This is a genomic window from Kocuria arenosa, from assembly GCF_042879215.1.
GTDB classification, from domain to species: domain Bacteria; phylum Actinomycetota; class Actinomycetes; order Actinomycetales; family Micrococcaceae; genus Kocuria; species Kocuria arenosa.
On record NZ_JBHZTA010000002.1, the window covers coordinates 204,951 to 218,780 of the forward strand.

The 13,830-nt window shown below is 74.1% G+C and carries 10 protein-coding genes and 1 pseudogene; all 11 read left to right on the forward strand.

Annotated features, from left to right (window positions below):
* The first annotated feature begins 4 nt into the window (after positions 1-4).
* Positions 5-1,321, forward strand: coding sequence for a dihydroorotase (locus ACFYE3_RS04355; protein WP_387606384.1), 1,317 nt, complete (start codon positions 5-7; stop codon positions 1,319-1,321).
* Positions 1,322-1,360: 39 nt separating this feature from the next.
* Positions 1,361-1,864: a PH-like domain-containing protein gene (locus ACFYE3_RS04360; protein ID WP_387606386.1), complete on the forward strand. Its 504-nt coding sequence runs from the start codon at positions 1,361-1,363 to the stop codon at positions 1,862-1,864.
* Between the two features lie 63 nt (positions 1,865-1,927).
* On the forward strand, positions 1,928-3,166 hold the full coding sequence (gene carA, locus ACFYE3_RS04365) for a glutamine-hydrolyzing carbamoyl-phosphate synthase small subunit (RefSeq protein ID WP_387606389.1): 1,239 nt from the start codon (positions 1,928-1,930) through the stop codon (positions 3,164-3,166).
* Between the two features lies 1 nt (position 3,167).
* Entirely contained in the window at positions 3,168-6,488 is a 3,321-nt protein-coding gene (gene carB / locus ACFYE3_RS04370) for a carbamoyl-phosphate synthase large subunit (protein ID WP_387606391.1), read from the forward strand.
* Complete coding sequence (gene pyrF, locus ACFYE3_RS04375) at positions 6,481-7,386, forward strand: orotidine-5'-phosphate decarboxylase (RefSeq protein ID WP_387606394.1); 906 nt, start codon at positions 6,481-6,483, stop codon at positions 7,384-7,386. The genes carB and pyrF overlap by 8 nt, the downstream gene beginning before the upstream one ends.
* 176 nt (positions 7,387-7,562) lie before the next feature.
* Positions 7,563-7,877: an integration host factor, actinobacterial type gene (mihF, locus tag ACFYE3_RS04380; protein ID WP_298585835.1), complete on the forward strand. Its 315-nt coding sequence runs from the start codon at positions 7,563-7,565 to the stop codon at positions 7,875-7,877.
* A gap of 72 nt (positions 7,878-7,949) precedes the next feature.
* Positions 7,950-8,549, forward strand: a complete 600-nt coding sequence (gene gmk, locus ACFYE3_RS04385; protein ID WP_368831439.1) for a guanylate kinase — start codon at positions 7,950-7,952, stop codon at positions 8,547-8,549.
* Between the two features lie 29 nt (positions 8,550-8,578).
* Positions 8,579-8,833 (forward strand): annotated as a pseudogene (gene rpoZ, locus ACFYE3_RS04390) (DNA-directed RNA polymerase subunit omega); the annotation flags it as partial.
* Between the two features lie 337 nt (positions 8,834-9,170).
* A complete protein-coding gene (gene coaBC, locus ACFYE3_RS04395; RefSeq protein WP_387606397.1) occupies positions 9,171-10,397 on the forward strand; it encodes a bifunctional phosphopantothenoylcysteine decarboxylase/phosphopantothenate--cysteine ligase CoaBC in 1,227 nt (408 codons plus the stop codon).
* Positions 10,398-10,507: 110 nt separating this feature from the next.
* Positions 10,508-11,713 (forward strand): methionine adenosyltransferase, encoded by a 1,206-nt coding sequence (metK, locus tag ACFYE3_RS04400; protein WP_387606398.1) that lies wholly within the window; start codon positions 10,508-10,510, stop codon positions 11,711-11,713.
* A 2-nt stretch (positions 11,714-11,715) separates the two neighbouring features.
* Positions 11,716-13,830: a primosomal protein N' family DNA-binding protein gene (locus ACFYE3_RS04405; RefSeq protein ID WP_387606400.1), complete on the forward strand. Its 2,115-nt coding sequence runs from the start codon at positions 11,716-11,718 to the stop codon at positions 13,828-13,830.

Below are 13,830 nucleotides of genomic sequence, written 5' to 3' on the forward strand. Positions count from 1 at the left end.
CCACGTGACCTCGTACCTCATCCAGGGCGCCCAGCTGCTCGGCGAGCAGACCGCCGACATCCTCGTCGAGGAGGGCGTCATCCGGCGCATCGGCCCCGACCTCGCCGCGGCCGCGGGCAACGCCCAGGTCGTGGACGCCGCCGGGCTCGTGGCCCTGCCCGGGCTCGTGGACATCCACACCCACCTGCGCGAGCCGGGCCGCGAGGACGCCGAGACGGTCGAGACCGGCACCCGGGCGGCCGCGCTCGGCGGCTACACCGCGGTCTTCGCGATGGCCAACTCGGATCCCGTGGCGGACACGGCCGGTGTCGTGGAGCAGGTCCACGAGCTGGGCCGCTCCGCGGGCTGGGTCGAGGTCCGTCCCGTGGGTGCCGTGACCGTGGGCCTGAAGGGGGAGCGGCTGTCCGAGATCATGGCGATGGCCGAGTCCCGCGCCGGGGTGCGGATGTTCTCCGACGACGGCATGTGCGTGCACGACCCCGTGCTCATGCGCCGGGCGCTGGAGTACGTCAAGGGCTTCGACGGCGTCGTGGCCCAGCACGCCCAGGAGCCCCGGCTGACGGAGGGCGCCCAGATGAACGAGGGCTCCGTGTCCGCCGAGCTCGGGCTGACGGGCTGGCCCGCCGTCGCGGAGGAGGCCATCATCGCCCGCGACGTGCTGCTGGCCGAGCACGTCGGCTCCCGCGTGCACATCTGCCACCTCTCCACCAGGGGCTCCGTGGACATCGTCCGCTGGGCCAAGCAGCGCGGCATCGACGTCACCGCCGAGGCCACCCCGCACCACCTGCTGCTCACCGACGAGCGGGTCCGCAGCTTCGACCCGGTGTTCAAGGTCAACCCGCCGCTGCGCACGGACGAGGACGTGCACGCCCTGCGCGAGGCCGTGGCCGACGGCACCATCGACGTGATCGGCACCGACCACGCCCCGCACCCGGCCGAGGACAAGGAGTGCGAGTGGTCCTGCGCGGCCAACGGGATGACCGGGCTCGAGACCGCGCTGTCCGTGGTCCAGCTGAGCCTCGTCGACACCGGCCTCCTCACCTGGCGCGACGTCGCCCGGATCACCTCGGCGACCCCTGCCCGGATCGGGCGCCTCGCCGGCCAGGGCCGGCCGCTCGAGGAGGGCGAGCCCGCGAACATCACCCTGTGGGACCCGGCCGCGACCACCGTGGTGGACCCCGCCGGGCACGCGTCCAAGGGCCGCAACAGCCCCTACCGCGGCATGGAGCTGCCCGGTGCGGTCCGCGCCACCTTCTTCCGCGGCCACCCCACCGTCCTCGACGGGGCGCTCAGCACCCCCGTCCCGACCTCTGCCGCCTGACCGCGCCGACCCCTTCCACCGCCCGGAGGCCCCCGTCCCATGGACCAGCTCACCACCGTGCTCGTCACGGTCCTCATCCTCGCCGTGCTCTTCGCCCTGCTCCGCCGAGGCTGGACCACGCGCGTGCGGCGCCAGGCCGGGATCGCCGCGCCGGCCGCGCCGCCCGCGGGGATCGAGGAGCGCGAGCCGCGGCTCGTCGTGCCGGGCATGTACGTGAGCACCACGGAGACCGGCGCCCCCCTCGAGCGGATCGCCGCACACGGGCTCGGCGTCCGCGCCCGCGCGACGGTCCTGGTCCTCGACGACGGCGTGCTGATCGACCGGCAGGGCGCCCCGGCCCTGTTCGTGCCCGCCGCGGACGTCGTGGCCGTGGGCACCAGCTCCGGCATGGTCGGCAAGTTCGTGGAGAAGGACGGGCTCGCCGTGCTCACCTGGAAGCTGGGCTCCACCGTGGTGGACACCGGCTTCCGCACCCAGCGGGCCGAGGACAAGCAGCGCCTCCTCGCCGCCGTGGAGGCGATCGCCCCAGCACCGCACTCCTGACCCCCGGCGGCGCCCCGCCGCCGCCCGCCTTCCCGACCCACAGACCCGAACGTGAGGACGACCTTGAGCTCGATCACCACTGACCCCGCCGTGCTCGTGCTGGAGGACGGCCGCGTCTTCCGCGGCCGCGCCTACGGCGCGCTCGGCACCGCCCTCGGCGAAGCCGTGTTCTCCACCGGCATGACCGGCTACCAGGAGACCATCACCGACCCGTCCTACGCCGGCCAGCTCGTCGTGCAGACCGCCCCGCACATCGGCAACACCGGCGTCAACGCCGCCGACGCCGAGTCCCGGCGGATTTGGGTGTCCGGCTACGTCGTGCGCGACGCCGCCCGCCGCCCGTCCAACTGGCGCTCCGAGGGGTCCCTCGACGAGCAGCTGGCCGCGCAGGGCGTCGTCGGCATCCAGGACGTCGACACCCGGGCCGTCACCCGCCACCTGCGGGACCGCGGCGCGATGCGCGGCGGGATCTTCTCCGGGGACGCCGCGCTGCGCCCCGACGCCGAGCTCGTGGCCGAGGTCGGCGCCGCCGAGCGGATGGAGGGGCGCCGGCTCGCCGAGACGGTCTCCGTGCCGGAGGCCTACGTCGTCGAGCCCGCCGAGCACGGCTGGACCGGCGAGGTGCTGCACGAGCTCGTGGCGGTCGATCTCGGCATCAAGTCGATGACGCCCCACCGCTTCGCCGAGCGCGGGGTGCGCGTGCACGTGGTGCCCGCCGACACCGGATTCGAGCAGATCCGCGCCCTGGCCCCGCGCGGGGTGTTCTTCTCCAACGGCCCCGGCGACCCCGCGACCGCCGAGCGGCAGGTCGAGACGCTGCGGGAGGTGCTGCGTGCCGGCATCCCGTTCTTCGGCATCTGCTTCGGCAACCAGCTGCTGGGCCGGGCCCTGGGCTTCGGCACCTACAAGCTCGTCTTCGGCCACCGGGGGATCAACCAGCCGGTGCTCGACCGCAGGACCGGGCGCGTGGAGATCACCGCCCACAACCACGGCTTCGCCGTCGACGCGCCCCTGGACGGCCCGGTCGAGGCGCCCCTGGACGAGTTCGGTCGCGTCGAGGTCAGCCACGTGTGCCTCAACGACGACGTGGTGGAGGGCCTCAACTGCCTCGACCTGCCCGCGTTCTCGGTGCAGTACCACCCGGAGGCCGCCGCCGGCCCGCACGACGCCTCCTACCTCTTCGGCCGGTTCATCGAGCTGATGGACAGCCACCGGGACGGCCGCGCCGACCCGACCATCGACAACGCCGTCCCCGGCGGCGCCCAGGGCGCGCAGGACGCACAGGAAGAAGGGCAGAACTGACATGCCGCGCAGGACAGATCTCACCAGCGTTCTGGTCATCGGCTCCGGGCCGATCGTCATCGGACAGGCCGCGGAATTCGACTACTCGGGCACGCAGGCCCTCCGGGTGCTCCAGGAGGAGGGCCTGCGGGTCATCCTCGTGAACTCCAACCCGGCGACCATCATGACCGACCCCGAGTTCGCCGACGCGACCTACGTGGAGCCCATCACCCCCGAGGTGGTGGAGAAGATCATCGCCAAGGAGCGGCCCGACGCCCTGCTGCCGACCCTGGGCGGGCAGACCGCGCTCAACACGGCGATCGCCCTCGACGCCAACGGCGTGCTCGAGAAGTACGGGGTCGAGCTGATCGGCGCCAACGTCGAGGCCATCAACCTCGGCGAGGACCGCGAGAAGTTCAAGGGCGTGGTGGAGCGCTGCGGCGCCGAGTCCGCCCGGTCCGTCGTCGTGCACTCCATGCCGGAGGCCCTGGCCGCCGCCGAGGAGCTCGGCTACCCCATGGTGGTGCGCCCGTCCTTCACGATGGGCGGCCTCGGCTCGGGCATGGCCTACGACGAGGAGGACCTGCACCGCATCGCCGGCGCCGGCATCCAGTACAGCCCCACCTCCGAGGTGCTCCTCGAGGAGTCCATCCTCGGCTGGAAGGAGTACGAGCTGGAGATGATGCGCGACAAGCACGACAACGTCGTGGTCGTGTGCTCCATCGAGAACTTCGACCCCGTGGGCGTGCACACCGGGGACTCGATCACCGTGGCCCCGGCCATGACGCTGACCGACCGCGAGTACCAGAACCTGCGGGACATCGCGATCGCCGTGATCCGCGAGGTCGGCGTCGACACCGGCGGGTGCAACATCCAGTTCGCGATCGAGCCGGACACCGGCCGCGTCGTCGTCATCGAGATGAACCCGCGCGTCTCCCGCTCCTCGGCCCTCGCCTCGAAGGCCACCGGCTTCCCGATCGCCAAGATCGCCACGAAGCTGTCGCTGGGCTACACGCTCGACGAGATCCCCAACGACATCACCCGCAAGACCCCCGCCTCCTTCGAGCCGACGCTGGACTACGTCGTCGTGAAGATCCCGCGCTTCGCGTTCGAGAAGTTCCCGGCCGCGGACCCCACGCTCACCACCACCATGAAGTCGGTCGGCGAGGCCATGGCGATCGGGCGCAACTTCACCGAGGCGCTGCAGAAGGCCATGCGCTCCCTCGAGCAGAAGGGCTCCAGCTTCTCCTTCGCGCGCCCCGAGCTCGACGACGACGCGCTCGCGCGACTCGTCGACGCCACCCGCACGCCCACCACGGAGCGGATCCAGCAGGTCCAGCAGGCCCTGCTGGCCGGTGCGTCCGTGGAGCGGCTGTACGAGGCCACGGGCATCGACCCCTGGTTCCTCGACCAGCTGGTGCTGCTCAACGAGGTCGCGGACGTCGTGCGCCAGGACGCCGACCTCACGGTCCGCACCCTGCGCCTGGCCAAGCGGCACGGCTTCTCCGACGCGCAGATCGGCGAGCTCGCCCACCTGCCCGAGGACGTGGTCCGCGGCGTGCGCCACGCGCTGGGCCTCCGTCCCGTGTTCAAGACCGTCGACACCTGCGCGGCGGAGTTCGAGGCGTTCACCCCGTACCACTACTCCTCCTACGACGAGGAGAGCGAGGTCGGCCGGCACGAGCGCCCCTCGATCATGATCCTCGGCTCGGGCCCGAACCGGATCGGGCAGGGCATCGAGTTCGACTACTCGTGCGTGCACGCGTCCATGGTGCTGCGCGAGGCCGGGCACGAGACCGTCATGGTCAACTGCAACCCGGAGACCGTCTCCACCGACTACGACGTCTCCACGCGGCTGTACTTCGAGCCCCTGACCTTCGAGGACGTCATGGAGGTCGTCGAGGTCGAGCGGCGCACCGGCGGGCTGCTCGGCGTGTTCGTGCAGCTGGGCGGGCAGACCCCGCTCAAGCTCGCCGCCCAGCTCAAGGCCGCCGGCGTGCCGATCCTCGGCACCACCCCCGAGGCCATCGACCTCGCCGAGGACCGGGGGGAGTTCGCCCGCGTGCTCGCCGAGGCCGGTCTGCGCCAGCCGAAGAACGGCACGGCGTCCACCTTCCAGGACGCCAAGCGGATCGCGGACGACATCGGCTACCCGGTGCTCGTGCGCCCCTCGTACGTGCTCGGCGGCCGCGGCATGGAGATCGTCTACGACGAGCCGTCCCTGGCCCGCTACCTGCAGAACGCCACCGAGGTCTCCGCCTCCCGGCCCGCGCTGATCGACAAGTTCCTCGAGGACGCCATCGAGATCGACGTGGACGCCCTCTACGACGGGACGGACCTCTACGTGGGCGGGGTCATGGAGCACCTCGAGGAGGCCGGCATCCACTCCGGGGACTCCGCGTGCACCCTGCCCTCCATCACCCTCGGCCCGGACGTGGTCGAGCGCGTGCGCGAGGCGACCCTGGCCATCGCCCGGGGCGTGGGCGTGTGCGGGCTCATCAACATCCAGTTCGCCGTGGCCTCCGACATCCTCTACGTCATCGAGGCGAACCCGCGGGCCTCCCGCACCGTGCCGTTCGTCTCCAAGGCCACGGGCGTGCAGCTGGCCAAGGCCGCCGCCCTCATCGGAACCGGCACGACCATCGCCCGGCTGCGGGCCCAGGGCCACCTGCCCCAGCGGATCGACGGGTCCACGCTGCCCGCCTCGGCCCCCGTGGCCGTCAAGGAGGCCGTCCTGCCCTTCGCGCGGTTCCGCACCGCTGAGGGCGCCGTGGTCGACTCGCTGCTCGGCCCGGAGATGCGCTCCACCGGCGAGGTCATGGGCCTGGACAAGTACTTCGACACCGCCTTCGCCAAGGCCCAGGCCGCGGCGAACGTCTCCCTGCCCACGTCCGGGCGGATGTTCGTCTCGGTCGCCAACAAGGACAAGCGCTCCTCGATCGCCTACGTGCGGATGTTCCGCGACCTCGGCTTCGAGATCCTCGCCACCGGCGGCACCGCCGACGTCCTGCGCCGCAACGGCATCGAGTCCACCGTGGTCCGCAAGATCCGCGAGACGGCCCCCGGCGAGCGGACCATCGTGGACCTCATCGCCGACGGGGAGATCGACCTGATCTTCAACACCCCGGCCGGCGGCGCCGCCCGCGGCGACGGCTACGAGATCCGTGCCGCGGCCACCAGCGTGGGGGTGCCCCTGATGACCACGGTCTCCGTGCTGGGCGCCGCCCTGCAGGCCGTGACCGCGCTGCGCGCCTACTCGTGGGACGTGACGAGCCTGCAGGAGCACGAGCAGCGCCTCGAGGCCCTCCTGCGCGCCGACGAGCCCGAGGCCGTGCGTGCCTGAGGTCCCCGCCCCGGTGCCCCCCGTGCCCGGCCGCGCGCCCTTCGGCGCGCGGCTGGGCGCGGCGATGGACGAGCACGGGCCGCTGTGCGTGGGCATCGACCCGCACCCGGTCCTGCTGGACGCGTGGGGCCTGCCCCGCTCCGCGGAGGGCCTGCGCCGGTTCACACTGACGGTCCTGGAGGCGGCCGCCGGGCACGCCGCCGCGCTCAAGCCCCAGGTGGCGCTGTACGAGCCCTACGGCGCCGCCGGCTTCGCGGTGCTCGAGGAGCTGCTCGCGCAGTCCCGGTCGGCGGGCCTGCTGACGGTCGCCGACGCCAAGCGCGGCGACATCGGCTCCACCATGGAGGCCTACGCGGCCGCGTGGATGGGGGAGGGGTCCCCGCTCGCGGCGGACGCGGTGACGCTGAGCCCCTACCTCGGCTTCGAGTCGCTGCGCCCGGCCCTCGACCTGGCGGCCCGCACCGGCCGCGGCACGTTCGTGCTGGCGCTCACCTCCAACCCCGAGGGCCGCTCCGTCCAGCACGTCGGGGGCCGGGAGTCGGTGGCGGGCTCCGTGTGCGCCGCGGCGGCCGCCGAGAACACCCGGTTCTCCGCGGCCGCAGGCGCGTCCGCCGCCCGGGCCGGACTGGGCTCCTGCGGGCTCGTGGTGGGCGCCACGGTCGGCAACGCCCTGACCGAGCTCGGCATCGACCTGACGGGGGTGCGCGGCCCGCTGCTCGCCCCCGGCTACGGCGCGCAGGGCGCCCGCGCCGAGGAGCTCCCGGCCGTGTTCGGCGCCGCGGCCGGCCAGGTGCTCGCGGCCTCGAGCCGGGCGATCCTGCGCCGGGGGCCGGACGTGGCGGCGCTGCGGGAGGCCGTCCGCCGCTCCGCCGGGGAACTGGCGGACGCGCTGGGCTGAGCCCCGGGTGCGTCCGCGCGCACGCTCCCACCGGTGGTCCGGCGACGACACGCCTGGTCACGCCACGGTCGTGTCGCCCCGTGAAGCATCGATCTTCATGTAGTTTCTTTAGCAAACGGGCTGTCCGTCCTCTCGCGGGACGGGGGCTGCAGTCCGTGGCGACGAGGAGGAACCACATGGCACTGCGTCCGTTGACCGACGAGGAGCGAGCCGCCGCGAGGGAGAAGGCCACCCGGGCACGGACGGCGCGCGCCGACGTGAAGAAGGGGCTGCGCGAGCGCCGCATGACGGTCGCCGAGATCCTGGACCGGGCGGACCGGGACGAGGCCGTGAGCCGGCTGAAGGTCTCGGACCTGCTCGAGGCCACCCCCGGCATCGGGAAGGTCCGCTCCGCCGCCATCATGGACGAGATCGGCATCGCCCGCACCCGGCGGCTGCGCGGGCTCGGCGTGCACCAGCGCAAGGCGCTCATCGAGCACCTCGACCGCTGACGCCCGCGGGCGGGGCGCGAGGGGCCCGGGCACGATCCGCTAGATTGGAGGAAACACCCCAGTCCCAGGAGGATGCCCGTGAGCCCCGACGCGCCCCGCGCCGCGCGCCCGTCCCTGACCGTGCTCGCCGGACCCACCGCCGTGGGCAAGGGCACGGTCTCGACCTACGTCCGGGACCACTACCCGCAGGTGTGGCTGTCCGTGTCCGCGACCACCCGGGACCCCCGCCCCGGGGAGGTGGACGGCACCCACTACTTCTTCGTCTCCGACGAGGAGTTCGACGCCATGGCCCGCGACGGCCAGCTGCTCGAGTGGGCTGTGGTGCACAACTCGCACCGCTACGGCACGCTGCGCTCCACCGTGGAGCGGGCCCTCGAGCGCGGGCGCAGCGTGCTGCTCGAGATCGACCTGCAGGGCGCCCGCCAGATCCGCAACACCATGCCGGAGGCCAACTTCGTGTTCCTCGCCCCGCCCAGCTGGGACGAGATGGTCGCCCGGCTCGTCGGCCGGGGCACCGAGACGGCGGCCGAACAGCGGGTCCGGCTGGAAACCGCTAAACTGGAGCTCGCGGCCGAGCCGGAGTTCGACCACACCGTGATCAACGACCGGGTCGAGCGCGCCGCCGCAGAACTCGTGCAGCTCATGGGGGTCGACCCCGAGCAGGCATCCTGAGACCCGTCCACCCCGTCTGGAGCAATCGCTTGTCTACCCACACCGAAGGCATCATCAACCCGCCGATCGACGCCCTGCTGAAGAAATCCGACTCCAAGTACGGGCTCGTGATCTTCGGCGCCCGGCGGGCCCGGCAGATCAATGCCTACTACTCGCAGCTGCACGAGGGCCTGTTCGAGTACGTCGGTCCCCTCGTGGACACCCAGCTCAACGAGAAGCCGCTGTCGATCTCCTTCCGCGAGATCGACGAGGGTCTCATCGAGGGCCGCCCGGTCGAGCACGCCGGGTTCGCCGAGAACGGCCAGCTCACCACGGAGGCCGACCTCGCTGCCGACGTCTTCGGCGCCGACTTCTTCGCCCAGGGCACCGAGGAGAGCGCCGTGGACTTCTCCGCGGACGCCGCCTTCTCCGGCGGCACCTCGGTGGACTTCTCCTCCGGCGCCGAGACCCCGGTCGAGCCGCTGGGCGACCTGCCCGGCAGCGGCGCGGCCATCGCCGCCGACAACGCCTCCGACGGCGCGGGCGACGCCGCGGATGCCGCTCCGGAGGAGCCGGGGCGCGAGCCCGGGGACCTCCAGGACCTGTGAGCCGGCCGGCACCCCTGCCACGGGGCGCGTTGGCATGAGGATCGTCCTCGGCATCGGCGGGGGCATCGCCGCGTACAAGGCGGCGCTGCTCCTGCGCCTGTTCACCGAGAGCGGCCACACGGTGGTGCCCGTGCCCACCGAGGCCGCGCTGCGCTTCGTGGGCGCCCCCACCTGGGAGGCGCTCTCGGGCCAACGGGTCAGCACGGACGTCTTCGACCGGGTGGACGAGGTCAACCACGTCCACCAGGGCCAGGCCGCCGACCTCGTCGTCGTCGCCCCGGCGACCGCCGACCTGCTCGCGCGGGCCGCCCACGGGCACGCCGACGACCTGCTGACCACCACGCTGCTCGCCACGCGCGCCCCGGTGCTGTTCGCCCCGGCGATGCACACCGAGATGTGGCTCAACCCGGCCGTCCAGGCCAACGTCGCGGCGCTGCGCGCCCACGGGCACACCGTGCTCGAGCCCGCCGACGGCCGGCTCACCGGCCTCGACTCGGGCCCCGGCCGGCTCCCCGAGCCGGAGGCCGTCCGCGACGCCGCGCTGCGCCTGGCCGGAGGCGGCGACGCCCCCGGTGGCCCGCTGGCCGGCACCCGGGTGCTCGTGAGCGCGGGCGGCACCCGAGAGCCCCTCGACCCCGTCCGGTTCCTGGGCAACCGCTCCTCCGGCAAGCAGGGCGTGGCCATCGCCGCCGCCGCCCGGGACGCCGGCGCGGCGGTGACCCTCGTGGCCGCCCACCTGGAGACCCCGGTGCCCGCCGGCGTCGAGGTCGTGCACGCCGGCACCGCCGAGCAGCTGCGCCGGGCCTGCGTGCGCGCCGCCGCGCGGGCCGACGTCGTGGTGATGGCCGCCGCGGTGGCCGACTACCGCCCGGCCCGGATCGCCGACGCCAAGATGAAGAAGGCCGAGGACGGCACCAACCCCGTGCTCGAGCTGGTGCGCAACCCGGACGTCCTCAAGGAGCTCGTGGACCTGCGCAACACCGCCCGCCGCCGCCAGCTCCTCGTCGGCTTCGCCGCCGAGACCGGTGACGCCGAGACCGACCCGCTCACCTTCGGGCGCCGGAAGCTCGTGCGCAAGGGCTGCGACCTGCTGGCCGTGAACCACGTGGGCGAGAACCTCGTGTTCGGCCAGGACACCACCGTCCTGACCGTGCTCAGCGCCGCCGGAGCCCCCGAGCAGGTGCTCGAGGGCTCCAAGTCGGACGTGGCCCGCGGGCTCGTGGCGCGGATCGCGCAGGAACTGGCCGGCGTCCACGCCTGAGCCGGCGCCCGGCGCTGTGCCGGGCCCGGTGCTGTGCCGGGGCCCGGTGCCGGCGGGCGCGGACCGGGGCGGCGCTGCGCCGTCCGGGGCGCCCGGTAGTGTGGTCTCCCGTGAGCGAGACGACCCAGCACCTGAGACTGTTCACCTCCGAGTCCGTCACGGAGGGGCACCCCGACAAGATCTGCGACCAGATCAGCGACTCCATCCTGGACGACCTCCTGCGCCAGGACCCCGAGTCCTCCGTGGCGGTCGAGACCATGGTCACCACCGGGCTGGTGCACGTCGCCGGCGAGGTGAAGACCCGCGGCTACGTGGAGATCCCCAACGTGGTGCGCAAGACGCTGCTCGACATCGGCTACAACTCCTCGGTGCACGGCTTCGACGGAGAGTTCTGCGGGGTGTCCATCAGCGTCGGGGAGCAGTCCCCGGAGATCTACGAGGGCGTGTTCCAGTCCCTCGAGGTCCGCGAGGGCACTGCCCGCGACGCCCGCGACGCCCAGGGGGCCGGGGACCAGGGCATCATGTTCGGCTACGCCACCAACGAGACCGAGGTGCTGATGCCGGCGCCGATCTTCCTCGCCCACCGCCTCTCCGAGCAGCTCACCCGCGTGCGCAAGACCGCCGTGCTGCCCGGTCTGCGCCCCGACGGCAAGACCCAGGTCACCCTCGGCTACGACGGCGACCGCCCGGTGGCCGTGGACACCGTGGTGGTCTCCTCCCAGCACGTCGAGGGCTACGACCTCGACCAGCTCGCCTCCGACCTGCGGCAGAGCGTGATCACCCCCGTGCTCGAGGAGTCCGGGCTGGACCTGTCCGGCACCCAGGTCATCATCAACCCGGCCGGCAACTTCGTCCGGGGCGGGCCCGTGGGGGACGCGGGCCTGACCGGCCGCAAGATCATCGTGGACACCTACGGCGGCATGGCCCGCCACGGCGGGGGGGCGTTCTCCGGCAAGGACCCCTCGAAGGTCGACCGCTCGGCCGCCTACGCGATGCGCTGGGTGGCCAAGAACGTGGTGGCGGCCGGCCTGGCCGACCGCGTGGAGGTCCAGGTTGCCTACGCGATCGGGCGCGCCGCCCCCGTCGGTCTCTACGTCGAGACCTTCCGCACCGAGAAGGTCGACCCTGCCCGGATCGAGCACGCCATCCGCGAGGTCTTCGACCTGCGGCCGCTGGCCATCATCGAGGACCTCGACCTCAAGCGCCCCATCTACGCGCGCACCGCCGCGCACGGGCACTTCGGCCGCTCCGAGCCCGAGTTCACCTGGGAGCGCACCGACCGCGTCGCGGACCTGCGGTCGGCCGCCGGGGTCTGAGCGTGGACCCGGAGGGTGCCGGGGACGCTGCGGAGGGCCCGCGGCAGCTGTCGCTCCTCTCGGGCTTCCCGCCCCGGCCGCCGCGCGAGGACGCGAAGGGCGTGGGCGCCGTGCTGCCCGCCGGGCAGGACCCCGTGGCCCGGGTGCTGCTGGACACCCACGTGCCGCACCTCGACCGCCCGTTCGACTACCTGGTGCCGGCCGAGATGGCCGAGGCGGCGGTGCCGGGCGCCCGCGTCAAGGTCGGCTTCGGCGGCCAGGAGCTGACGGGCTACGTGCTCGAGCGCACCGCCGACTCGGAGGTCATGCACCGGATCCAGCCCCTGCGCCGGGTCATGTCCCCGCTGCCGGTGCTCGCCCCGGAGATCGCGCGGCTGGCCGAGGACGTGGCCGCCCGCTCGGCCGGCACGGCCGCGGACGTCGTCCGGGTGGCCGTCCCGCCCCGCGTCGCCCGCGTCGAGAAGGAGGTCGAGCAGCGGCTGGCCGAGGCGCCGGGCCACTCCACCGGGCTGTCCCCGCACGCCGCGGGTCCCTCCCACGACGCCGCGCTGGCGGACTACGCCGGCGGCCCGGCGTTCCTGGCGGAGCTGGCGGCGGGGGCCTCGCCGCGGGCCGTCGTCGAGGTGCTGCCCGCCCACCCCGCCCACGACTGGACGGACGTCCTGGCCGCCGCGATCGGCGCGGCGTGGCGGGCCGGGCGCGGGGCCGTCGTCGTCGTCGCGGACCAGAAGGCGCTGGCCCGGCTCGAGCGCTCGGTCGCGGACGAGATCGGCGGGGAGCACCTCGTGCGCCTGCACGCCGAGGACGGCCCCACGCCCCGCTACCGGGCGTTCCTGGCCGCCGCCACCGGTCAGGTCCGGGTGGTGCTGGGCACCCGCTCCGCCGCGTACGCCCCCGTGGACGACCTCGGCCTCGTGGCCTGCTTCGACGACGGCGACGAGAACCTCGTGGAGCAGCGCGCCCCCTACCAGCACGTCCGGGACGTGCTGCTGCTGCGCGCCGGGCGCAGCGGGTGCGCGGCCCTGTTCGCCGGTCACGCCGTCAGCCCCGAGGCCCAGCGGCTCGTCGTGTCCGGGTGGGCCCGCCGGATCGCGCCCGCGCGGGACGTGCTGCGCGTCCACACGCCCCGGGTCGTCTCCACCGCCGACTCCTTCCACGCCGCCCGGGACCCGCTGGCCTCCCGGGCCCGGCTGCCGGAGACCGCCTACCGCGCCGCCCGCGAGGCCCTCGAGCGGGGCCCCGTCCTGGTCCAGGTCGCCCGCGCCGGCTACGCCCCGCACCTCGCGTGCGAGCGATGCCGGGAGCCCGCCCGCTGCACCGCCTGCGACGGTCCCCTCGGGGTCGTGTCCCGGCGCGGGGTGCCCCGGTGCGGGTGGTGCGGCCGCTCGGCGCACAACTGGTCCTGCGCCGCGTGCGGGTCCCCGCGGATGCGCCTGGTCACCGTGGGGGCGCTGCGCACCGCCGAGGAGCTCGGGCGGGCGTTCCCGAAGGTGCCGGTCGTGGCGTCCTCGGGCGACGCGGTGCGCGCGGAGGTCCCCGGCACCCCCGCCCTCGTCGTGGCCACCCCGGGCGCCGAGCCGGTCGCGGAGGGCGGCTACGCGGCGGCCCTGCTGCTGGACGGCAACCAGATGCTCATGCGCCCCGCCCTGCGCGCCGCGGAGCAGACGCTGCGCCGGTGGTTCAACGCGGCCGCGCTGGTGCGCCGGGCCCGGGACGGCGGGATCGTCGTGGTCACCGCGGAGCACGAGGCGGCCGTGGGCGCGCTCGTGCGGTGGGACCCGGCCGGGTACGCCGGGCGCGAGCTCGTGGAGCGCCAGTTCCTGGGCCTGCCCCCGGCCGTGCGCTCGGCGGCCGTGACGGGCCCGGCCGCGGCGGTCGCGGCGTTCCTGGCCGACCTCGAGCTGCCGCCCGCCGTGCGGGTCATCGGGCCCACGCCCCTGGAGGACCACGAGCCCGGACCGGAGGGGGAGCCGGCGCCGCACCGGGCGCTGCTGTTCTTCGGCTACGGCGTGGCCGGCGAGGTCACCCGGCGCCTGCGGGCCGCCCGGTCGAAGGCCTCCGCGCTGCGCAAGCACCCGCCGGTGCACGTGCGCTGCGACGTCACCGACCTGCTCTGA